Below are 20601 nucleotides of genomic sequence, written 5' to 3'. Positions count from 1 at the left end.
AGAGCAGAAAGGAAGAGTTCCATGATTACATACGCCATACTCGGGATAACGTTTCTCTATGCTGTGATTCAAATCATTCTATATGCTTCCCGCCAGCGGAAGCCGCTCACCCGTGAGGATATCGACGAGCGCCTGCTGGCTGCATTGAACGGAGGGGATACGGCCCGTGAGTAAAAAGAAACCCGTCATCTTCCGTCCCTTCAAGGCCCCCCGTTACGCCTTCGAGAAGCTGCGCATCTGCCGCCGCTGTCACCGTTACACCGCGCTGGGCGAGGAACGCTGCACCCGCTGCGGCCGCGCCTCGCTGACTCCGGTGGAGAAGTATGCAGTGTCCCAGGCCGGGCGCAAGGTCCAGACCCGGCTGCTCGTTATCCTCCTGCTGACCCTGGCCGGAATCTATTTCGGACAGAATCTGCAGCAGATGGTGCTGTGCGGCGCAGGCGGCATCGTATTAGCCGGACTGGTCTACTATACGCAGCGGAAAGTCCGGCAGAACGAAAATTTGTATGCGCTGAACAAACTGCTTGGCCGTAATATCTATAGCATCAAGGAGGATCTGGAGCTGAACCGCCAGGAAGCCGTAACGGTGCTGCGCGAGAATGATGTGCTCGCTTATGAGAAGCTGCGCGAGATCTCCGTGCTGCTGCGCGGAGACCGGATCTCCCGCCAGCGCGTCGCCCTGCTGCACGGCTTCCAGCTCCGCAAGGACATGACGCTGGAGCTGGAGCAGCTGCTGCTGAAGGACTTCGAGCCGCTGCTGGCTGAATATATCGGCGAGATCGCCAGGGTCCGTCCCGAGCTGATCAAAGACCGCACCCTGCGCTATGTCAAGAATTACGAGGTGCAGATTCTCGAAATGGATAAGGGGCTGGACATTATGACCGCCGTTGCCAGTGCTGCGGTGCGCATGAAGCGATACGCGCTGCTCTACTCCGGCATGATCGGCCGCTATGTGCAGGAGCTGCCCAAGGACCGGTTCCTGCGCTTATCCAGACTGATTGCCGCGAATCCTTATGAGCCGTGGAACGGCCTGGATGTCAAGGTGGAGGAGATCCGCGAGCTTAAGTATCGCTGGGACCCTGAAGTATAAGGTTAGAAGCTGCCTGCCGCTCTAATCCTTATCTATCCATAAAGGGGCTATATTATATGACGATCATACGGGCTATAACCCTGCGGAATATTATGATTATTCTGTGTATTTTGATGCTGCTCCCGCTGGGACAGAAGGCGCTAGGGATTAAGAATAAGCTTCAGGATGTACAAGAAGCTGGAGAATTGTACGCTGCCGGGGAGCTTATTGCTGCCGAGAACCGGTACCGCCAAGCAGCGGCCAATCACGCGATTTCTTATAAAGAAGAAGAAATCAATGAAAGACTGGCAGAGCTGGCTCCCATCACCAGTATCCGCAGCAGTCTAAGCAGACTGTCCTTAACGCTTGCGGACCAGCTGACTGTGAAGGATTTCGCAGGGATGATGGAGAGCTACGCCGCTCTGCTCAGTCTGAAGAGCAAATATATGACGCCGGGCAGTCCCTATGAAGCCTATTATCGCCAGCTCTCGGCAGATTCAGGTCTCTCAGACAAGATGACAGCCGGGTTCCGGCAGTTCAAGGAGGAGTATCTGGCCGGACTCGCCGCAGGTTCTAAGGGGGCAGATTCGGGGACGGACAGCGGCAGTACGGACAATCTAAAATGGAGCCTGCTTCAGATTCCGGCAGACTATTACGGGGGAACCGCCGCCAAGGATAAGCTGCTGGCTGCGAGCTTCAAGGCCCATGATACCGCGAGGCTCAAGGCTCTGGCCGCAGCCGGAAGCTTCGGGCCTATGCTGGAGAGCGCCCTCTCTATGGAAGAAGCTTATAAGAATCATAGCTATACCGCACCCTGGCTTAGCAAGCAGGTTCAGGAGAGCGCTTCGCTCATTCTGAACAAGGATCTGGACGGTGACCTCACCGCAGCCTTCGCCGGACATGCCGCCCGTTACCGCAGCTATGCCGCATCAGCCGGCATTACCAGCTCCAAGGTGCTGAAGCTGATCGACAACAGCATCGCCCGGCTGCTACGCGAGGGCGCGCGCCATGTGCGCGGCGGCCGGTATGCGGATGCCATCAGGCTCTATGCAGAGCTGGCTCCGGTGCAGGATACCTCCAAGGAGACCGCTGCCGCAACGCTTGCCTGGAATATGGCCGAGCCGCTCCGGCTGCTGCCGGGCGGCGAAGTGCCGGGCAGCTACTCCCTTACAGCCTCCGTCACCGACAAGTACGGGGCCAAGGTGGCTGTAGCCGGAGTAGACGCTGGCGGCAAGCTGGTCTACGCCGAGATGAGCGGGGACGGCACGGTCTCCACCCGGAACGGGGAGGTGATCCCGGGTTCGGGGATGCTGAGCGCTCTTTCTTTTGACGAAGCGTTGTCTGCTTACTCCGAAGTACCCGTAGTTGTAGCTAACAGCGGCGAGACTGACGGACGCAGCATCTTCACAGGCTATACCATCCGGCCGGAGGGAATCTCCCTGCTGTTCAGCTTCACAGGCAGCAGCTATGAGCTGATGGCGGAGGATGGCTCCATCCGCGTAATGAACACGGATCTGGCCGATGGTGCTGCCGGCAGAACCGCTATTTTCCGCCAAGTGAACGGGGCATATGAATTCTCGGAACTCTATCAGGAGTCCGCCGCCACCTATACTCCAATTGATGCGGCACAGCTTGAGCTTCATCTCAATGAGAAGGTGATGTTCTCCTGCGAGATTATCATCGACTCCGCCGGAAGAACCGTTGCACGCGCAAATGGGCGTGATCTGCTCCTCCAGGGCGAGGTGCCGCTGTTTACCGGCCCCGCCGCAGTCAGCGGCCAGTTCGGGAATGAATTCGGAGAGGTGGAGACGGAGCTTGGGGTACAGTCTGTGCCTGTGTTTATGGTCGATTCGGCGCAGAGCTTAAGCCTGATGGCACCTTGATGGCGGCCCGGCTGAATGCTTGGTGGACTGTGAGGACGCTATTTGGTCAAAAAGACAAATTTTCTGCCCGTCGCGGACTGGGAGGCCGTTAAAAGGCGCGTTGACACTGAAAATGAGTCGATACAGGTTAGTTAAGGTCCTCTGAGTCCGGATAGGTTACTGGAATGGCGTAAACGGACCAAATAAAGGCCCTCCAGTCCGCATGGACCGAAAATCCCAAAACGGAACACAAAAACGCAAGAGTCACACGGGATGTATGCCGCCCTGACTCTTGCGTTTTCTTTTGACGCGTGGAGATGTGTGGTTATCGTTCACGAACGGCGGCCCTTAGCGGCCATCAGACGTCCCTTCTTACGGCTGAACAGCCGGAGATACCGCTTCCGGGTAGACAGCACCTCCGCCGATGCGCTCAGCGTCTCCTTCACCTCACCAAGCACCTCCTGAGTGTCCTTGACCGACTGCTTCATCCGCCCAAGCTCCGACTTCACTCCGTCACTCCGCAGCTTCGCCGCCTCCACCGTCTCCTGCATATTCGCTTTGAACTCATCCACCGGCGCCTTCAGTCCATCAACAGATTGCTTCACTCCATCCAGGGACTGCTTCAGCCCATCCATGCTGTTCTTGAATTCCTTCAGCGGGTTGCCCATGATCGACTCCTCCTAAGCTCTCTTTCTCTATATTACCCAGAATGAAGGGGGCGGGGGTCAGCTCACCTGAAACTTAACTCTATTACGGTATGTGCAGATGCTCCGCGCTTTTGCGCTTGCTGCTGTGCCTGAAGGAATACAGCGGCCAGACGGAAGACAGACCCACTGCCGCAGCACAGGCTACGAACACCGCCACATAGCTTCCGTTCGGCCCGTTCCCCCCACTGATCATCAGACCACCGGCCGCCGTTCCGAACATCATGCCGATGTTGCGGGATAACGCCAGTATACTGCTGACCCGGCCAAGCTGCGATTTTGCCGCCAAACCCATAACGATGCTTGTGTTAGGCGAAGTAATCATTCCCATAGCACAGCCTAGCAGTACGACCGGCAGCACCATCGCACCTGCTCTCAGAGCAGGAGAGCCAATGCCCAGCGCCAGCAGCGTGACACTCATCAGCAGCAGGCCGGCGGCCAGAATGCCGAGCGGTCCTTTGCGGTCTGCGATACTCCCGCTGACAGGGGCAGTTACCACCAGCGCCAGCGGATAGCCGATCATGATCAGCCCCACCCACGCAGGCTCAGCTCCGGATAGGCGCAGCAACGAAGGCAACGCCAGCTGTGCGGCAAAAGCGGCCATATACGTGATAACCGTAATCACGATCCCCGCGGCAAAGCCCCGGTCCGTGAACAGGCTGAAGCCGTTCTCCGCAGGCGGGGAGTTGCGCTGAGCGAAACGGGCATATCCCGTATAACCCGCTGCCAGCCCTACCGAGACCGCGAGCAACAGCAGTACGGGTACAGACAGGAATGAGGAGCGGCTGCCGAGATCGAAGGCCACCATCAGCGAAGTAAGACAGACAGCCATCCAGGCTGCTCCGGCCAGATTCATCCGGCCTCCGGCGGTCTCTGTATCCCGGGGAATCAGCCTATGCGCGAGCACACCCACGGCTCCCGCAACAACGGCCAGCAGCCAGAAGCTGCTCTCCCAGGCAAACCACTGGATCAGGAAGCCGCCTAAGGCCGGACCTGCCATCGAACCCGCAGCCACGAAGGTGCTCATCAGCCCCAGCGCCTGGCCCCGCTGCTCCGCCGGGAAGAGCGAGACGATCAAGGCCATGTTGGTTGCCTGATACATGGAAGCCCCGGCCCCCTGCAAGACTCTGAAGCCCAGCAGCATCGCTTCATTCTGGGCGAGCGCACAGCCCAGCGCTCCTGCTGCGAAGGCGAGCAGACCCAGATTATGCACCTTGCGGCGGCCGAACCTGTCTCCCAGCCGTCCCATTACAGGCAACAGCACTGAAATGACCAGCAGATAGATGCTGACCACCCACTGCGCAGAGGCCACGGGAATCTGCAGATCAGCGGAAATATCAACCAGCGATATATTGAACATCCCGGCGGACAGATTGGACAGGAACGCCCCGAGACAGATGACCACCTTAACCGCCGTGAGGTTTAAGGCCCTTTCCGGTGACGGCATCGTGAGGCTCACGACAGCTGCTGCAGCACAGGCTGGTTCCAGATCTTCCAGCCCGCTTCAATCTCTGCGGCTGAAGCAACCACGCCGAAGTATCCCTTCATATTTTCCAGCGTCATGTCATGCGCCGCCCGGGAATAAGAGGCACAGGCGTCCTGAACCATCACAATCTGATAATCCAGCATGAACCCGTCCCTTGCGGTCGACTCCACGCAGACATTGGTGCTCACTCCAGTCATAATCAGGGTTTCGATCCGCAGCGAACGCAGCACCGAATCAAGCCGGGTGTTAATAAAAGCGCTGTACCGGTGCTTATTGACAATAATCTCCTCCGGAAGCGGGGATACCTCGTAGAATTCAGCCCCCCAGCTCCCCCGGCGGCAGACACTCAGCGAGCCCCGTCCGGAGCGGGAGGTCCAGACCGGAGAGTCCGTCGCTTTTTCATGAAAGGTCTGGATGTAAATGATCGGCACTCCCTGCGTTCTCGCTGCCGTAATCAACCCGTGGAGCTGCGGCATCATCTCACCGACGGCTGACACATTGTTCCCGCCAGCGGCCAGCGCGCCTTCCTCATGACAATAATCATTCTGAACATCTACTATAATAAGCGCCGTTTTATCAGGGATAATCAGATCGGCAGTTAACTCCATTTTGGTCACCTCTTTCATTTTTGAAGACCTGCGGGTCTCAGCTTACTTCGCTGCTGTTTTATTCACAAATTGCATATCGACCAGGTCATCATAGGTATACTCGCCTTTGTAGATTCCGGTCTTGATCATCACATCCATATCCTTATCCAGTGCCTCCTGCGAGATCACTCCATCCGGGCTCCAGAGCCGGTCCTGATACGCCCGGTCAAGCGCAGCCTGAGCAGCAACCTCCGAGAGTGTAGGGAATTCCGCCTTCAGGACACGCATCGCCAGCTCTTTATCCTCCTGGATCACCTTCAGCGCCTTGACGACAGCATTCACCGCCTTCTGTACCGTTTCCGGGTCCTTCTCCAGGGTAGACTTCTTCACGCTCAGCACCGAGTAAGCATAGTCACCCAGATCATGGAACTTGTAAAAAGGTTCATCCCACACTCCCTTGCTCATCCCGTCACTGATCTGCGGCTCCGCGCCGTTCGCAATATCCGCAGCCCCCTGCTGAACCATCGCCACCACCGTGGAGCCGTCCGCCGGCTCCAGCAGCCGCACATCCTTCTGCGGATCAAGCCCAAGCTCCAGCAGCAGATACTGGGTCAGCAGGTTCGGCGTTCCGCCATGCCGTCCGGCATTCAGTTTCTTGCCCTTCAGGAAGGCTGCCAATTCCTCATCTGAGCTGCCTGCCGGGGCGGTCCCTTTTTTGGCCATCAGATAGACATTCGCCCGGTTCACCACATTGCTGACCGAGACGATCGGGTCTGAGTTGCCGATATTCGCCAACGCATTGGACTCCGGCCCGCCGATGACCGCCCAGGCATCCCCGCTGACCACCGAGGTGACATGCGTGCCGCCCGCAGCCTGAAGCATCTCCACCTCAAGACCCTCCTCGGCAAAATACCCCTCACGCTGCGCCACATACAGCGGCAAATAACCTGTATAATGCAGCGGCTCAGCAATAACCAGCTTCTTCAGCTTCCCCGCACCGTTCCCGGCAGCGGCTGCTTCCACTTCAGCATTGCCTTTGCCACCGCAGCCGGACAGCAGAATTACAGAGGCCAGCAGGACGGTCGACAGCTTCATTGTAGTAACATTCTTCATTGGCTTCTCTCCTCTATCTTGTTGAAATGATTGCCCGCTTCTTAAGCCTTTTTCATCCCATATCCCTTAGACAACCACTTCTCCAGCAGCACCACTCCCGCATACATGACCATCGACAGCGCAGACAGAACGACAACGCCTACCCAGACCAGATTAATATCGAGAATAGTACCGGCGTAGATGACCATGCGGCCTATACCATGGCTTGAAGCGATGAATTCCCCGACAATGGCACCGGCCAGCGAGAGGGCAATATTAATCCGCAGGCTGCTGATCATCCAGGGCATTGCCCAGGGAATGACCACCTTGGTGAACACCTGATGCCGCTTCGCCCCGAGCGAATACATCAGCTTTTCCATATCCTTGTCCACACTCTGCACACCGCTATGCGCCGACAAGGCCGCCACAACCACAGTCATGGCAAAAGCTAGCGCCACCTTCGAGAAGAAGCCAATGCCCAGCAGAATCACCAGCACCGGGGCAAGCGCCAGCTTCGGCATGGCGTTGAGCAGGATCAGGAACGGTTCACTGATGCCCGCAAATTTGCGTGACCACCAGAAGGACAGGCCGAGCAACGAGCCAATCAGCGTTCCGCCGATGAAGCCGAGAATCGTCGAGCCTGAGGTATAAGCGATATCCTCCAGCAGCGTCCCCTCTGTCATCTGAGTCCAGGTTGTGCTAATAATCCGCAGCGGGCTGCTCCAATAATACGAGTCCATCCAGCCAATCCGTGTAAACAGCTCCCAGCAGAGCACGATCAGCAGCGCCACAGACAGCCGTCCAATCCCGATGATCCGCCGCGTCCGCCGTCTGGCGGCTTCTTCATCAATGATGACGGGCACTTTCTGCATTTTGTCCGGCTTGACTGAATAGACCGGGGCAGCTTCCAGCTTGTGAATGACATAGCCTTTCTTTTGTACACTCTCCATGGTTGTCCTCTCCTTCAACAGTTTATGAATTCTAAGAGATACGGGTGGCTGGCTCCTGGTCCCCGCTTGACAGCAGATTCAGCAAATGGGCTTTCAGCTCCATGAATGAAGCAGATACCGTATCCTCCTGGTGTCTCGGACGCGGCATATCTACAGAAATCTTGGAGATGATCCGTCCCGGCCGCCCGGAGAAGACATAGATGTCGTCAGACAGATAGATGGCTTCATCAATATCATGGGTGACGAATAACACTGTCTTGCGGAAATCTTCCCAGAGCTCCAGCAGCCAGTTCTGCATGGTCAGCCGGGTCTGGGCATCCAGTGCGCCAAAGGGCTCGTCCAGCAAAATAATATCGCGCTCATACAGCAGTGTACGGAGCAGCGCTGCCCGCTGGCGCATCCCGCCGGACAGCTCTGCCGGGTAATGTCCGTCGAAGCCCTTCAGTCCATAGCGGTCCATCAAGGGCTTGGCCCGGGCTACCGCTTCCTTGCGCGGCACCCCGCGGATCTCCATGCCTAGAATAATGTTGTCCAGTATCGTCCTCCAGGGCAGCAGCATATCCTTTTGCAACATATACCCGACATATCCGGTCTTCCCTACGATATCCTCTCCGTCTGCAAGCACACGGCCGGTGGAGGGCGGAATCAGGCCCGCGATAATATTGAACAGCGTGGACTTGCCGCAGCCGCTGGGGCCGATAATGCTGACAAATCTGCCTTGTTCTATGGAGAGATTCGTCTCCTGCATGGCCATAATCTCCTGTCCGTCACGGCGGAACCACTTGCTGACACCGGCAATCTCAATTTTGGTTTTCATAGAATCAGCCCCTTAAGAAAGTAATAGAATAATGACCATAAACAAAAAGCCGCCAGTTCTGGACACAGCCCCGCAGGGAAATGTCCGAAAACTGACGGCAGGCCGGCTCTCCGAAAGATCAGAGTTCCAGCGTAGCGTTCAGATAATGCTCAAGGTCCTTCTCCAAAATTATGATCGTACCGGAATACTCGGTCTCCACATCATAATCTTTAAGAACGGCCTTAATATTGACTTGAAATTCATCCAGAAATGCCTGCTTGATCTCGGCTTTGAATACTTCATGCAGTACCAGGTTCATCTGACGGCTTGCCGTGGGATCATGGGTATCCAGCACCTTAAGTACGGGCACCCGGCTATTAATGGATAAAATAATAATCTTGTTGCCCACGAAGTCGACCTTCTGCTGCTTAACGCCGGCGTTGAACAGCTTCTTGTTGATTTCGTTGTAAATCCGTAGAATATCCTGTTTCCATTGTCCGGCGGAAGCGATCATTAGCGATCACACCTTTGCTGCAATAGATTATGTTATGAAATGTGACTTATAAGCAACTATATCGCCTGTGTTCCCACCGCTTATACATCATTATAGATAAATATAAAGACTTGTCAATAAAAATACGGAAGATAATATAACATAATTAAAAGAAAAATATATATCATGATAGAATATATAACATTCAAGTCGCCGGGTTCACGCGAATCTCCTCTAGCAGCTCCATGACTGCCGATTCTTCAACCGGAACAGAATAAGAACCGTCGGCAAAACGCTTCATCCTCCCGATGCCGTCCTGGAAGACGAAGCGGATGCGGCCATTGCGTACTTTTTTGTCTGTATACATCTTGTCCACTAGTGCCCGGTTTGAAATGTACTCTGGAAGCTCTGTTGGCAGGCCTGCCTTCTTCAGCAAAGCCACCACACGGTTAGCCTGCTCTTCCGTCATATAACCAAATTCCACACCCAGCTTCGCCTGGATGACCAGCCCCACTGCAATGGCCTCGCCATGCAGCAGCCGGTAACCGCTGAGCGCCTCAAGCGCCCGGCCTGCCGTATGCCCCAGATTCAGAATCTGCCGCAGATTACTTTCATGCTCGTCCTGCTCTACCACTTCATATTTGATCCGGCAATTCGTCAGCGCAAGTTGCTCGCATACCCCGGCATCCAGGATCAGCTCCCCTTCTTCCGTAATAATCCTGTCCATGTTCGCTTCCAGATAGCTGAAGAACTCCTCATCACTCATACAAGCGTGCTTGATGGTCTCGGCCAGACCGCTTCTGAATTCACGGGACGGAAGTGTGCGCCAAGCGGCCAAATCTATGTATACTTTACGGGGCTGGTGAAAGACGCCGATCAGGTTGGTGGCGACAGGGGTGTTCACGCCTGTTTTGCCGCCAACGGAGGCATCTGCTGCTGCCAGCAAGGTGGTAGCATAATTCAGAGAAGGCACTCCCCGGCCAAAGGTCCCTGCCAGAAACCCTGCCAGATCAGTCACCGCTCCGCCCCCTACCGCAATGATGCAGCAATCCCTGCCGTAGGCCTGGCTTAGCATTTGGTCCTCCAGCAATGCCTTCGTCTCCCGGGTCTTCGAGCACTCGCCCGCCGGAAAGGAGAACAGATCCGCCTGGAATCCCTCGCGCCGCAGCAGCTCCAATAAAGGACGGCCATATAACGGCTCCACCGTAGAGTCTGTAATAATAGCATATTTGCTGACTCCCGTAATCAGCCCCTGCTTCAAATCTCGGACTACTGAGGCAAACAGATGCTCACCGATTTCAATAGAGTACGAGTGATCGACTACTTTTTGGAGTGTGACTTCAAAGCTCTTGGACATGGGTTGAGCCCCTTTCATCAATAGACTGTAGCTTGCAGGAGAATGCAACTTTAAGATTTCATTTACGGATCATCGTCCGGTAGACGAACTTCGGCAGCGCAGATTGTCTGCGCCAGCGTGACTTCTGGCCTTTGGCGACGGGGGAGAACAACAGTCTGTGCGCCCACTCCAGATTCATTTTTTTCCAGATGGCCGGTGCCGGTCTTACTTTCCCGGAGATCACATCCAGACTTCCGCCCACGCCAAAAACAAGCTTGATTCCCTGCAATTCGTCCTTGTGCTTATACAGCCATTTATCCGAGTAAGGCGCTCCCATGGCAAGAATGAGCACATCCGGCTTGGACTGCTGAATACTGGCGATGATCCCTGACTCTTCGTCTGGCGCAAAGAACCCGTGATGCCTCCCGGCAATCTTCACCTGCGGATAGCGCAGATTAATTTGCTCCACCGCCAGTCTGCTAGTAGGCTCATCTGTTCCCAGAAAATAAAAACTCCAGCCCCGCTCATTTCCTTTCGCAAGTAAACTCAGCAGCAGGTCGTAGCCGGTCACCCGCTCCGTGATAGGATTTCCTTGTCTTCGCGCAGCCATCACAATGCCGATCCCGTCAGGGACAATCAGGTCTGCCGAATGGATAATCTTCCGCAGCTGTTCGTCCGTCTGACTCGCCAAAGTAATCTCCGGATTCGCCGTAATGAGATGAAACAGCCCTACCTGCCCGTCCATGATCTGCTCGTCCAGCAGCGAAGTTGTCTGTTCCAGCGTCAGTTTGGAGAAGGGGACTCCCAGAATACACACCTTGTCCTTCATCATCTCACCTCTCCCATTTGTCTAATACCATTCAATCCTCGAAGTACTTCCACCACTCCACCAGCCAAGGCTCATCTACGCCGCGCAGGCGGAATTCCTCCAGCAGCACCCGGCGGACCCGCTTCTCCATCTTCACAAAGCAGTTATTCTCCTTGTACATTGTCGCGTAGGACAGATCCTCTGATAGGTATTGCTGGAAGTCCTTCACTCACAGAATCTCCGTTCCCTCCTACCAACCGCACAGAACATATTTCCGGAATATTATAACATAATTTAGGAGGGTTACTGTCTGTATTGTCTCATAGTGTACATTGGGTTTACCGCTGATGAGAGGAAGGGAGGCTGTTATAGAATGTCGAACGAAACGATTTATAGCCATGAGGACACGCTGAGGATGCTGGACGCTCTTTTCCGGGACGAGGGGGCATGGTGGGATGGATTCTATGCGGATAAGGAGAAGGCCATTCCTTTTTTCCGGGATTGTCCGGATGCCAGACGGAGCAGAGTGAGAATCTGTCGGTGAAGCTTTTCTGTGGACGGCCCTGTTCCGAAAAAGATAACTAACGCCTCATTCCCGCAGCAGTCATACGTATGCTGTAGGCGCTGAAACAGTAGTAACTGTATTTTGTACAATGGAATGCTGTAAAAAGGGCATCGAAATAGATTCTATTGCATTCGGTACATTTGAATTTTGAATAAAAGCCATTTTTCGCTCAATACGCAACATTCCACTGTACGAAATACAATAGAATCTCATTTCATGGTCAAATATGAGTTTTCTATTGCAGGAAATACAATCAGTTGCTTTCAATTCAAGTCCAGGGGCCGGCGACAGGTGCAGAATTGCCTACTATCATCCATTGTGGCCCCCATTAAGGTACAAGCGGTTAACTTAATTGCATTCTGTACAACTAAATCGTCTGATGTGCCGTAGGATAGCCGTTTAGCTGTAGTTCGTACAACTAAAATCCCTCTATATCTGGGTTCTCGCCCACTCAGGCAAATTTAGTTGTACAGACTACAGTTAGGAGAGGAATGTTTGCCATTTCACGGTTTTTAATTGTACAGAATACACTTATCTCTGAATGTCTCCTTCAAACACAGACCCACACATTACAGCGTTAGCGCAATGAACCAACTTCTATAGTTCACATGCGAAACTCCGCATCATCCTGCACGTGGCAGGTGGGGCGCCCTGTAACCCATGCGCCCCGCCTGCCACGTGCAGCTTAACTACCTCCGTCTATCGCACCCGCTCCGTAAACAGCCGCCCCGCGTAATCGCTGATCAGCCCGCGCAACGCCAGCTTGCCGCTCCAATCGGCCGGAATGCCGCTCAGGCCATAGTAGGCTCCGGCGATCTGGCCGTAGATGGCACCAGTGGTGTCGGCGTCATTGCCGAGATTCACAGCAAGCAGCGCGCCCTCTGCGAAGCTGTCCGACTTATGGAATGCCCATAGCGCCGCTTCCAGCGACTCTACGACATAGCCCGAGCCTTGAATCTGCGGCGGCTCCTTCAGCTTGTAGGAGCCTTGCTTGATATTCAGCATATGCGGCGTCAGCGTATCTTCATCCAGCCATTCGCGGAAGGCATCCGGCGCCAGCATCTCCTGCTTGCTCCAGCCGTGCAGCCCGGCTAGAATATATGCCGCGAGCAGGCGGCAGGCAGCAAGACACTCGGCGGCCCCGTGCGTGGTTCTTGAACTCATTGCTGCATAGCGGATCGCCTCAGCGGGCTGCTCCGCATAGTACATCACCACCGGAGCCAGACGCATAATTGAGCCGTTCCCGGCAGAGAACGGATCCTCTGAACCGCTGTAAGCCTCCCCTCTGGCTTCATACCGGTGCAGCGCTTCACGCGTTGCGTTGCCGATATCGAAGCATCTGCCGGTGCTGCTAAGCGCTCCTTCGCGGTACCATTTCACATAACGCTGCATTTGATCTGCCGGATCGAAGCCCTGCATGGCAAGCAGACTCTCCGCAACACAGAGCGCCATCGAGGTATCATCCGTCCACTGACCCGGCTGCAGAGCGAATACCCCGCCGCCGACAATATCTGTCATTGGCTTGAAGGTTCCGGGTGCCTGGAATTCTACAGTTGTGCCCAGCGCATCCCCGGCGGCCAGCCCCTGCAGGCAGCCCTGATAACGATCATCAGTCAATGGCACTTGGTCTCCCCCTTTCTCGGAAGCTTCCTGCCCGCACTTATTCGCCGGGATACTTCAGTCCCCACTGCGCCCGGACTTCATCCAGCAGCTTCATCAGGGCTACGGATTCATCCAGCGTCATCACCGGGCTCTCGGTAAGTCCGGCCTGAAGACAACGGCCTACCTCTTCCGCCTCGAAGCAGTACCCGACTGAAGCGCGGTCATCTTCGAACCTCTCCGCCAATTCGCCGTTCACGTAGAGCTCGGCCGATTTCGGATTAACCAGGGTGCCATTGACCACGATACTGCCTTCCGTTCCATAGATATAGGCTTCATCGTCCAGATTCAGGCGGATGCCGGCATGGAGTGAAGCAGATACGCCATTCCCGTAGGACAGCAGCAGCGAGAAGTGCTCATCCACGCCGGTCTCCCCGATATGAACGGTGCTGGCGATCGACTCTGGATGAGGTCCGAGAACCATCGAGGTGAAGGAGACCGGATAGATGCCGACATCCAGCAGCGCACCGCCGCCAAGGACAGGATTCAGCAGACGTCCTTCCGGGTTCCAGTCAGAACGGAACCCAAGGTCCGCCTTCACTAGCTTCACCTCGCCGATGCGCCCGGCGGCCAGCCATTCCCTCACCTTCACATGTGCCGGGATATACCGGCTCCACATCGCTTCCATGAGGAACAGCTTATGCTCCCGGGCATAGGCCACGACTTCCTCCAGTTCAGCACTGTTAACGGTAAAAGGCTTCTCGCACAGCACAGCCTTGCCCGCCCGCAAAGCCAGCAACGCATTCTCCCGGTGGAACGGATGCGGTGTGCCGATATAGATGGCGTCCACATCAGGATCGTTAACCAGCTCTTCGTAGGTGGCATATGCGACAGGAATGCCGTGATCGGCTGCGAATTTATCCGCGCTCTCCTGCGAGCGCGAGCCGACTGCATAGGCCACCCCATTGCTGGCGTGGGCCAGATCCGTGGCGAACTGATGGGCGATCCAGCCTGTGCTGAGAATGCCCCATTTTATCGTGTAAGCGTTATCTTCTGCCATAGTAATATCCTCCTCGTAATGAAGCTCAGGTCCCTCTGATTCTATCAAAATCTCCCTGTTGTGTACATGTCCGCATCCCGCCGGAACCCTCCAGCTCCATACAGATATGTATTATAGCCCGAACAACAAATTCAGGCGCTCCTCCGAATAACCGTCCTCCCCGCGCCAGTTGGCTACAGCGTTGAAGTCATTGTCTCCGCCCCGCCCCTGGCGCGGCTCCTCCTGCGGAACCAGAATGCCAGCATATCCCCAGATCTCCATCACCACATCCCGTTCATGCTGGTTCGAGGGGAATATATCCTTCCAATGCTTCTCCAGCTTCCGTGCACCATCCTTGCTGCCGCATAGCTTCACGGCTTCGGCCATATCCTGCAAAATACGAAGATCCTGCGGAGCAGCCTCCACCTCCTCTTCCCTGCTAAACAGCTCCAGATCGAGCCAGCAATACAGCAGCTTATTAAGGCGGATGCCGCCCCATTTGACCCGCTCGAAATTGAGCACATTCAGATCCACACCGTTGTACTGCTGATCAGACATCAGGTGCCTGGCATCACAAGCAGCACAGCTGCTATACCTTGGCTGCTCGGCGGGGGGCTGGGCGAATTCATGTGCAGGCAGCTCCGAGGTTAAAGCCCAGCTGGACAAGGCACTCCGCAGACGAACCTTGCGGGTAGACAGGCTGTGCAGAAAAGCCGCCGCCACCTTGTCCCGGGTCACGCTTCTGCTGTGCAGCACCCGCAGCTTCTCCACCAGCTCATCATGGGTGATTGTGAGGGGATCGAACATGACCCCCTTGCTCTTCGCATAGTCGAAATCTTCACCGGAAAAAGGCCCGTATGTCCCCTTCCAGCCGCTGGCGCTCCAGAACGATTTTTGCAGTATGGTTTTGGCCTTACGATCCATGTATCTTAGCTCCCTTCCTTACCTGATGGTCCTATTGAATAATTATGTATCTCTTATATTTAACCTGGAGGCGGGAATTTGCACCGTCACAAAAAACACCCTACCGGGTGAAAGATGCTTTCATGTCGATGCTCAGCCTCCCCCTCGCCAGTTCTGAGAGTCTTCTCTCACCGACCGCTTACATGGATAGATTGTTGCACATCTTGCAGGATTCCTCTAAAAAGTCACGGGCTGTGGAGCACGCACCACGCGCCAGCCCAATGTAATCGGTTTTTCGATTACATTTCGGCCATACACCCCGCTCCAGCCCAATGTAATCGGTTTTTCGATTACATTCCAGCCATACGCCCTGCGCCAGCCCAATGTAATCGGTTTTTCGATTACATTCCAGCCATACGCCCTGCGCCAGCCCAATGTAATCGGTTTTTCGATTACATTCCAGCCATTCGCCCTGCGCCGGCCCAATGTAATCGGTTTTTCGATTACATTTCGGCCATAGGCCCCGCGCCAGCCCAATGTAATCGGTTTTTCGATTACATTCCGGCCGTACACCCCGCGCCAGCCCAATGTGTTCGCTTTTCCACATACATCCTCCACAGCCCCCGCCGCCGCAACAGCCCAAGTTACAGCAAAAACCCTCCCCGCCAGCCGTGAATCCGCAGCAGACGGGGAGGGTCATCCCCAACCCTATGTTATTTCTTAAGCACTAGCTCCAGACGCACCTCAAGGTTGTTCTCGGTACTGAGCACGATGGAATGCGGATTGCTGAGGCCGAAATCCTCGAAGGTTACGGTAGTCGTACCCGACAGCTTAAGCTCTCCGCCGCTATATGCGGCCTGCGAGTCGAACGTCACTTCCTTCTCGACGCCTTTCACGGTCAGCGTCCCCTGCAGTTGTATCGGCACCGCCGTCCCCTCTGTCCATTCCTTCGGCAGCTCCGAGAAGGACTTCACCTTGAAGGTGGCCTCCGGAAATTCCGCAACGGACAGGAAGTCTGCTCCCTTGACATGCTCGTCCCGCTGGGCGGTTCCCGAATCAAGCGCGCTCATGTCGACCGACCCTTCGCCGGTCATCGCGGAGGCATCCTCCAGATTCACCTTCCAGGTGCCCTTCACGGCAGGATCTACGAAGTTAACCGTTTCTTTGGATGTGGTTACGGACCAGTAGACCTTGGACGGCTCTGCAATGTTCCAGGTTCCGTTCAACTGCTCCGGCGTTACAGCAGCAGCGGCAGCAGCCGCATTGGCTGTTCCTTCCTTCTGGGCTCCGCTGTTCTGCGCCTGCTCAGGAATCACTGATTCAATCTCCACCTTATTGCCAAGGCTGTTGTTCACTAGGATGAAGGCGGTGATGGCTCCTGCAATGACGACGATAGCTGCGGTTATAGCGACTGTTCTCTTCTTCATACGATCTCCTCCATTCCATATTCTTATCTCTGCTCTATTGGCCTGGCTCCCATTCTACCAAAGCAATATGTCGGGAATAAGTCAAAGCATACTAGCCTGCAAATGTGTTAGAATTGTCGTAATTTTAGTTAAGGGACTGAAGCTCATGCAATCGATACTAATCGTAGAGGATGAAGAAGCCATCGCGCGGGTGCTTAGTGCCTATCTGCGAAAAGCTGGCTTTCACGTCACCCGGGCCGCAGACGGCCGGAGTGCCCTGGACGCCTTCGAGGAGGCACCTCCCTCGCTGGTCCTGCTCGATATCATGCTGCCGGCGATGGACGGCTTCGAGCTGCTGCAGCTCATCCGTGAGCGGAGCAGCTGCCCGGTCATCATGCTCACCGCCCGCGACGGGATCAAGGACCGGCTGGCGGGTCTGGACGGCGGGGCGGATGACTATATGTCGAAGCCCTTCATTCCCGAGGAGGTGGTCGCAAGGGTGCGGGCGGTGCTGCGCCGCCCCTCGCAGTGGTCGGACGGCAGCCGCAAGCGCCATTACGGCAGCCTGTTCATCGACTTCTCGGCCCGCAGCATCTTCCTGAACGGGGCAGAGGTCAGCCTTAGCCCGCGCGACATGTCGGTGCTGCTGTTCCTGGCCGAGCGGCCGAATCAGATCTGCACCCGTGACCAACTGCTGGAGCATGTATGGGAGATGGATTACGAGGGAAGCGACCGGGCCGTTGATCTCTCCATCAAAAGACTGCGCCAGGCGCTCTCGCACTGGCCGGAGGATGAAGGCGAGATCCGCACACTGAGAGGAACAGGTTATCAATTATGGACAACATAAATAAGAGTAAGAAGAACAGCAGGAAGAAGAAGACCACCTCCATTCTCACTTACTGGACACTGCGGTATCTGCTGATCATCAGTATCGGGCTGCTGGTGACTGCGCTGTTCACCCTCTGGTGGATGCAGCAGGAGGCGATGAGCAACCGGATGCAGACGACCGGCCTGCTGGCGCAGGAGATCGCTGACCGGAGCGTGGATACAGACGGTCAATTAGCGATTACCCCGAACCTGAATAGGCTGGTGGAGGACCGCAAACGCTTCTTCAAGGTAACTGAGGAGATGTGCGTAATCATCACCGGACCCGAAGGCGAGTTGCTATACTCCCAGCCCCCGATGACGGACGAGGAGATGCGATATAAGCTCAATGATACCCTGACCGATTCGCGGACCTCGGAATACAAAGCCGCTGCCGCTCAGATCCAGGGGGACCAGGGCACGCTGGGGCAGGTGCTGGTTATGCAGTCCAAGCGCTCCCTGCGTCATATTCCGACAGAGGAGATCACCTTCTTCTCGATTATCATCGTCTTCCTGATTATCCTAAGCTGGCTGACGATCTATCTCTTGTCGATCAAGCTGGCCAAGCCGGTTCAGCGGGTGGCTGCGGCCGCCGCGCAGATCAGCAGCGGCCAGTATAATATCGCGCTTGAGACCGGGGTCAGAGAGCGAGAGATTCACGAACTCCTCGTCTCCTTCCAGGAGATGGCGGGCAAGCTGCAGCAGTTCGAGCAGTCGCGGGCCATCATGCTGGCCGGCGTGTCCCATGAGCTCAAGACACCGGTCACCTCAATCAAAGGACTGCTTCATGCGGTCCGCGAGGGCGTTGTCGAAGGCGAGGAGGCCAATGAATTCCTCGATATTGCTCTGCTTGAGACCGGGCGGCTGCAGCATATGGTCGCCGATCTGCTGGACTACAATGCGCTGACAGCGGGCATGGTTGCCGTCCGTCATGATAAGCTCGAAGCGGCCCCGCTGCTGGAGGAAATCCTCTATCAATGGATGCTGACCCAGAACGAGGAGGTCAGTAAGCCCATCCTGCTGCTGCCGGAGACTCCGCTTGTGCTGCGGGGAGACCCGCTGCGCATCCAACAGATTATTGTGAATCTGCTGGGCAACAGCCTGCAGGCGAAGACGCCGGACCGCAAGCTTCAATTGAAGCTTGAACTTACTTCTACGCCGCAGGGACAGGCCGAAATCACTGTTACGGATAACGGACCGGGCATCCATCCGGACAGCCGGGAGCGGATCTTCGAAGCCTTCTACCGCAGCTCGGGCAAGCAGAGCCTGCTTCGCGGACTCGGGCTGGGCCTGACCTTCAGCAGACTGCTGGCCGAGGCCATGGGCGGCAGCCTGGAGCTGGGCAGCAACCCGCCGCAGGGCTGCACCTTCGTGCTGCGGCTCCCGCTGGCAGAGTAAACAATCCATGGAGAGGCGCTGTAGTCCATTGTCCCGCTGCATGCTATAATCAACTGACTACAAGCGGAAACGGTATTGCCGTCCTTTTAAAGGACGGTACCGTTTCAGCGAGAAATAGAAAGATAATGTATAGCGTGAAACCTATACATTTTTATATTTCAAGTGAACCGGAGGCGTATATGCTTACTTTTGAACAGAAAATAGCTATTCTTGATTCCTACCCCCAGCTGGAGGCGCGGAAGGTCTCACTGGGACGGGTGAATTATCACCTGGAGCAGAGCCGTCACGATAAGAAGACCGTGGCTTCGCATATTCACCCGAACGGGAACGGCTTCGTCTATGCCGGACTGCTGCGGGGCTATGAGACGGATGATAAGGGACTGGTCAATATCCGCGATTATTCGGAGGCTGCGCTGCGCGAGCTGCTGGATGCGTCGATCACTTCTCTCTTGATGTACATTCCCGAGGCCCCTGCCCCTTCCAAAAGAAAGAAAAAAGCGCAGACGGGCGGAGCTGAAGCGCAGTCGCTGTGGAAGAATGAGGACGGGCATACGCTGAGCCTGAGATTCGAGGAGGATCTGTGGTATCTCTATGCAGGACTACAGCTTGAGATGGCCTTCGAGACGACGGCTGAAGCGGAGGAATATCTCGCTGAAGAGGGGTTTGCCCGGGTGGTGGACGAACCCCAGGTATAGAAGGGGGCCCGGCCCGTAAATCGACGTTTATCGACGATTTACGGGCTTTTTCGCATGAATTCCTGCATATTCCGGCAAATTTATAGAATTCCCCGGTGAGTGCCCTTATACTATAGCCAATGGCATTTTCCATATATTTCACAAGGAGGAATCACAATGAACAATCCGGAAGGCGGAACACCCTTCACGAATCCTGAGGGGCCTAACAACCAACCTGGGCAACCGCAGCCCCAGCGCAAGGTAACCGAGCAGTTCAATAATCTGCTCAAGGATGAACGTGTACAGCAGGCACAGGCAGTAGGCAAGCAGTATTGGAGCTTTTACCTGAGAGCCCTTACCCGCCCGTACAGTACAATGAGGGAAATTCCTGTGGCCCATTTCATGAACAGCCTGATCACCATGGGCCTTACAGCGTTGTTAACCGCCTTATATTTCCTCACCCTGTTCATCAAATGGGATGTCTCAGCCATCTTCGGCCCCGGCTTCCTGAAGCCGCTGTTATTGACGGCGGTAGGCCTTGCCGTTGCTTGCGGAGCCACTTATGCCGTTCTCCGGCTGGAGAAGGTCAGCTTCGATTTCAAATTGCTGATTACCCGGATGGGCACGCTGCTGGTTCCGGCCGTGGCGCTGCTGGTGCTGGCGATTCTCACGCTCGTTGTCAGCCTGTACTCCTTCTCGACCACACTGCTGGCGTTGTCCTTCCTGTTCGTCTTCATCAGCATGAATACGGCTTTGTTTCAATATCCGCTGAACACCGCCGGCAGCCGGGGAATGGACACCTTATACCCGATTGCCATCGCCAACATTGTGACCGGGTATATTTTCTACAAGCTGATCACCTCCGTCATTGCCGGCGCAGCCTTTGGTATGCTAAGCAACTCGTTTAATTTATAAAATCACCCCCCAAACAATTCACGTCAAAAACGGCGCTGCCGTCCTAATCAGGACA

The 20601-nt window shown here is 55.4% G+C and carries 23 protein-coding genes; 8 read left to right on the top strand and 15 right to left on the bottom strand.

All coding sequences use genetic code 11. From position 1 onward, the window contains the following. The first annotated feature begins 21 nt into the window (after positions 1 to 21). Genes MKY86_RS03120 through MKY86_RS03110 form a run of 3 tightly spaced genes read left to right on the top strand, consistent with a single transcriptional unit; the run spans position 22 to position 2952 of the window. Complete coding sequence (locus tag MKY86_RS03120) at positions 22 to 174, top strand: hypothetical protein (RefSeq protein ID WP_155991665.1); 153 nt, start codon at positions 22 to 24, stop codon at positions 172 to 174. Next, positions 167 to 1090 carry a hypothetical protein gene (locus MKY86_RS03115; protein WP_076078922.1) on the top strand — a complete coding sequence of 308 codons (924 nt, stop codon included), beginning with the start codon at positions 167 to 169 and terminating at the stop codon, positions 1088 to 1090. The genes MKY86_RS03120 and MKY86_RS03115 overlap by 8 nt, the downstream gene beginning before the upstream one ends. Before the next feature lie 56 nt (positions 1091 to 1146). Then, positions 1147 to 2952, top strand: a complete 1806-nt coding sequence (locus MKY86_RS03110; protein ID WP_076078920.1) for a hypothetical protein — start codon at positions 1147 to 1149, stop codon at positions 2950 to 2952. Between the two features lie 311 nt (positions 2953 to 3263). On the opposite strand, the gene MKY86_RS03105 is transcribed toward MKY86_RS03110, so the two are convergent. The 10 genes from MKY86_RS03105 to MKY86_RS03060 form a co-directional block, all read right to left on the bottom strand. Continuing rightward, positions 3264 to 3599 carry a hypothetical protein gene (locus tag MKY86_RS03105; protein ID WP_076078919.1) on the bottom strand — a complete coding sequence of 112 codons (336 nt, stop codon included), beginning with the start codon at positions 3597 to 3599 and terminating at the stop codon, positions 3264 to 3266. Between the two features lie 82 nt (positions 3600 to 3681). Next, entirely contained in the window at positions 3682 to 5082 is a 1401-nt protein-coding gene (locus MKY86_RS03100; RefSeq protein WP_076079003.1) for an MFS transporter, read from the bottom strand. 8 nt (positions 5083 to 5090) lie between these two features. Next, positions 5091 to 5729: a cysteine hydrolase family protein gene (locus MKY86_RS03095; RefSeq protein ID WP_076078917.1), complete on the bottom strand. Its 639-nt coding sequence runs from the start codon at positions 5727 to 5729 to the stop codon at positions 5091 to 5093. Positions 5730 to 5771: 42 nt separating this feature from the next. Next, on the bottom strand, positions 5772 to 6821 hold the full coding sequence (locus tag MKY86_RS03090; protein ID WP_076078915.1) for an ABC transporter substrate-binding protein: 1050 nt from the start codon (positions 6819 to 6821) through the stop codon (positions 5772 to 5774). Between the two features lie 41 nt (positions 6822 to 6862). Beyond that, entirely contained in the window at positions 6863 to 7672 is an 810-nt protein-coding gene (locus tag MKY86_RS03085) for an ABC transporter permease (RefSeq protein ID WP_445669927.1), read from the bottom strand. Positions 7673 to 7781: 109 nt separating this feature from the next. Next, positions 7782 to 8567, bottom strand: coding sequence for an ABC transporter ATP-binding protein (locus MKY86_RS03080; RefSeq protein WP_036731326.1), 786 nt, complete (start codon positions 8565 to 8567; stop codon positions 7782 to 7784). Positions 8568 to 8685: 118 nt separating this feature from the next. After that, positions 8686 to 9060, bottom strand: a complete 375-nt coding sequence (locus tag MKY86_RS03075; protein WP_340826062.1) for a Na-translocating system protein MpsC family protein — start codon at positions 9058 to 9060, stop codon at positions 8686 to 8688. Positions 9061 to 9244: 184 nt separating this feature from the next. Then, on the bottom strand, positions 9245 to 10396 hold the full coding sequence (gene aroB / locus MKY86_RS03070) for a 3-dehydroquinate synthase (protein ID WP_076078912.1): 1152 nt from the start codon (positions 10394 to 10396) through the stop codon (positions 9245 to 9247). A gap of 58 nt (positions 10397 to 10454) precedes the next feature. Further along, a complete protein-coding gene (locus tag MKY86_RS03065) occupies positions 10455 to 11207 on the bottom strand; it encodes a WecB/TagA/CpsF family glycosyltransferase (RefSeq protein ID WP_340826060.1) in 753 nt (250 codons plus the stop codon). Between the two features lie 28 nt (positions 11208 to 11235). Beyond that, positions 11236 to 11412 (bottom strand): hypothetical protein, encoded by a 177-nt coding sequence (locus MKY86_RS03060; RefSeq protein ID WP_340826059.1) that lies wholly within the window; start codon positions 11410 to 11412, stop codon positions 11236 to 11238. Positions 11413 to 11556: 144 nt separating this feature from the next. Between MKY86_RS03060 and MKY86_RS03055 the strand changes: the two genes are divergently transcribed. After that, a complete protein-coding gene (locus tag MKY86_RS03055) occupies positions 11557 to 11727 on the top strand; it encodes a hypothetical protein (protein WP_340826056.1) in 171 nt (56 codons plus the stop codon). Positions 11728 to 12447: 720 nt separating this feature from the next. Here MKY86_RS03055 and MKY86_RS03050 read toward each other — a convergent pair. The 5 genes from MKY86_RS03050 to MKY86_RS03030 form a co-directional block, all read right to left on the bottom strand. Further along, on the bottom strand, positions 12448 to 13371 hold the full coding sequence (locus tag MKY86_RS03050; RefSeq protein WP_076078910.1) for an ADP-ribosylglycohydrolase family protein: 924 nt from the start codon (positions 13369 to 13371) through the stop codon (positions 12448 to 12450). A 37-nt stretch (positions 13372 to 13408) separates the two neighbouring features. After that, entirely contained in the window at positions 13409 to 14407 is a 999-nt protein-coding gene (locus MKY86_RS03045) for a Gfo/Idh/MocA family protein (protein WP_076078909.1), read from the bottom strand. Positions 14408 to 14518: 111 nt separating this feature from the next. Further along, the gene (locus MKY86_RS03040) at positions 14519 to 15310 is read right to left on the bottom strand and encodes a hypothetical protein (protein WP_076078907.1); all 792 of its coding nucleotides are present in this window, start codon (positions 15308 to 15310) and stop codon (positions 14519 to 14521) included. A 216-nt stretch (positions 15311 to 15526) separates the two neighbouring features. Continuing rightward, positions 15527 to 15907, bottom strand: a complete 381-nt coding sequence (locus tag MKY86_RS03035; RefSeq protein WP_340826053.1) for a hypothetical protein — start codon at positions 15905 to 15907, stop codon at positions 15527 to 15529. Between the two features lie 95 nt (positions 15908 to 16002). Continuing rightward, the gene (locus MKY86_RS03030) at positions 16003 to 16716 is read right to left on the bottom strand and encodes a YceI family protein (RefSeq protein ID WP_076078904.1); all 714 of its coding nucleotides are present in this window, start codon (positions 16714 to 16716) and stop codon (positions 16003 to 16005) included. Between the two features lie 145 nt (positions 16717 to 16861). Between MKY86_RS03030 and MKY86_RS03025 the strand changes: the two genes are divergently transcribed. The 4 genes from MKY86_RS03025 (at position 16862) to MKY86_RS03010 (ending at position 20546) form a co-directional block, all read left to right on the top strand. Beyond that, positions 16862 to 17542: a response regulator transcription factor gene (locus MKY86_RS03025; protein WP_076078903.1), complete on the top strand. Its 681-nt coding sequence runs from the start codon at positions 16862 to 16864 to the stop codon at positions 17540 to 17542. Then, the gene (locus tag MKY86_RS03020) at positions 17530 to 18957 is read left to right on the top strand and encodes a HAMP domain-containing sensor histidine kinase (protein ID WP_076078901.1); all 1428 of its coding nucleotides are present in this window, start codon (positions 17530 to 17532) and stop codon (positions 18955 to 18957) included. Before MKY86_RS03025 ends, MKY86_RS03020 begins: the two co-directional genes overlap by 13 nt. Positions 18958 to 19136: 179 nt before the next feature. Continuing rightward, entirely contained in the window at positions 19137 to 19652 is a 516-nt protein-coding gene (locus MKY86_RS03015; RefSeq protein ID WP_076078899.1) for a hypothetical protein, read from the top strand. 156 nt (positions 19653 to 19808) lie between these two features. After that, positions 19809 to 20546 (top strand): hypothetical protein, encoded by a 738-nt coding sequence (locus tag MKY86_RS03010; protein ID WP_076078897.1) that lies wholly within the window; start codon positions 19809 to 19811, stop codon positions 20544 to 20546. The last annotated feature ends 55 nt before the right edge of the window (positions 20547 to 20601 follow it).

The organism is Paenibacillus sp. FSL R7-0333 (genome assembly GCF_038000365.1).
GTDB classification, from domain to species: domain Bacteria; phylum Bacillota; class Bacilli; order Paenibacillales; family Paenibacillaceae; genus Paenibacillus_AQ; species Paenibacillus_AQ silagei.
Note: the sequence above shows the minus strand (reverse complement) of the source record. Positions and strands in the feature narration are given on the sequence as shown.

What these genes read in the sequence shown, in the direction of transcription:
- MKY86_RS03120 (WP_155991665.1), top strand. Translation starts at nt 22, where the DNA reads ATGATTACATACGCCATACTCGGGATAACGTTTCTCTATGCTGTGATT.
- MKY86_RS03075 (WP_340826062.1), bottom strand. Translation starts at nt 9,060, where the DNA reads ATGATCGCTTCCGCCGGACAATGGAAACAGGATATTCTACGGATTTAC.
- MKY86_RS03095 (WP_076078917.1), bottom strand. Translation starts at nt 5,729, where the DNA reads ATGGAGTTAACTGCCGATCTGATTATCCCTGATAAAACGGCGCTTATT.
- MKY86_RS03040 (WP_076078907.1), bottom strand. Translation starts at nt 15,310, where the DNA reads ATGGATCGTAAGGCCAAAACCATACTGCAAAAATCGTTCTGGAGCGCC.
- MKY86_RS03080 (WP_036731326.1), bottom strand. Translation starts at nt 8,567, where the DNA reads ATGAAAACCAAAATTGAGATTGCCGGTGTCAGCAAGTGGTTCCGCCGT.
- MKY86_RS03025 (WP_076078903.1), top strand. Translation starts at nt 16,862, where the DNA reads ATGCAATCGATACTAATCGTAGAGGATGAAGAAGCCATCGCGCGGGTG.
- MKY86_RS03020 (WP_076078901.1), top strand. Translation starts at nt 17,530, where the DNA reads ATGGACAACATAAATAAGAGTAAGAAGAACAGCAGGAAGAAGAAGACC.
- MKY86_RS03055 (WP_340826056.1), top strand. Translation starts at nt 11,557, where the DNA reads ATGTCGAACGAAACGATTTATAGCCATGAGGACACGCTGAGGATGCTG.
- MKY86_RS03110 (WP_076078920.1), top strand. Translation starts at nt 1,147, where the DNA reads ATGACGATCATACGGGCTATAACCCTGCGGAATATTATGATTATTCTG.
- MKY86_RS03015 (WP_076078899.1), top strand. Translation starts at nt 19,137, where the DNA reads ATGCTTACTTTTGAACAGAAAATAGCTATTCTTGATTCCTACCCCCAG.
- MKY86_RS03085 (WP_445669927.1), bottom strand. Translation starts at nt 7,672, where the DNA reads ATGCAGAAAGTGCCCGTCATCATTGATGAAGAAGCCGCCAGACGGCGG.
- MKY86_RS03065 (WP_340826060.1), bottom strand. Translation starts at nt 11,207, where the DNA reads ATGATGAAGGACAAGGTGTGTATTCTGGGAGTCCCCTTCTCCAAACTG.
- MKY86_RS03030 (WP_076078904.1), bottom strand. Translation starts at nt 16,716, where the DNA reads ATGAAGAAGAGAACAGTCGCTATAACCGCAGCTATCGTCGTCATTGCA.
- MKY86_RS03100 (WP_076079003.1), bottom strand. Translation starts at nt 5,082, where the DNA reads ATGCCGTCACCGGAAAGGGCCTTAAACCTCACGGCGGTTAAGGTGGTC.
- MKY86_RS03090 (WP_076078915.1), bottom strand. Translation starts at nt 6,821, where the DNA reads ATGAAGAATGTTACTACAATGAAGCTGTCGACCGTCCTGCTGGCCTCT.
- aroB (WP_076078912.1), bottom strand. Translation starts at nt 10,396, where the DNA reads ATGTCCAAGAGCTTTGAAGTCACACTCCAAAAAGTAGTCGATCACTCG.
- MKY86_RS03105 (WP_076078919.1), bottom strand. Translation starts at nt 3,599, where the DNA reads ATGGGCAACCCGCTGAAGGAATTCAAGAACAGCATGGATGGGCTGAAG.
- MKY86_RS03045 (WP_076078909.1), bottom strand. Translation starts at nt 14,407, where the DNA reads ATGGCAGAAGATAACGCTTACACGATAAAATGGGGCATTCTCAGCACA.
- MKY86_RS03010 (WP_076078897.1), top strand. Translation starts at nt 19,809, where the DNA reads ATGAACAATCCGGAAGGCGGAACACCCTTCACGAATCCTGAGGGGCCT.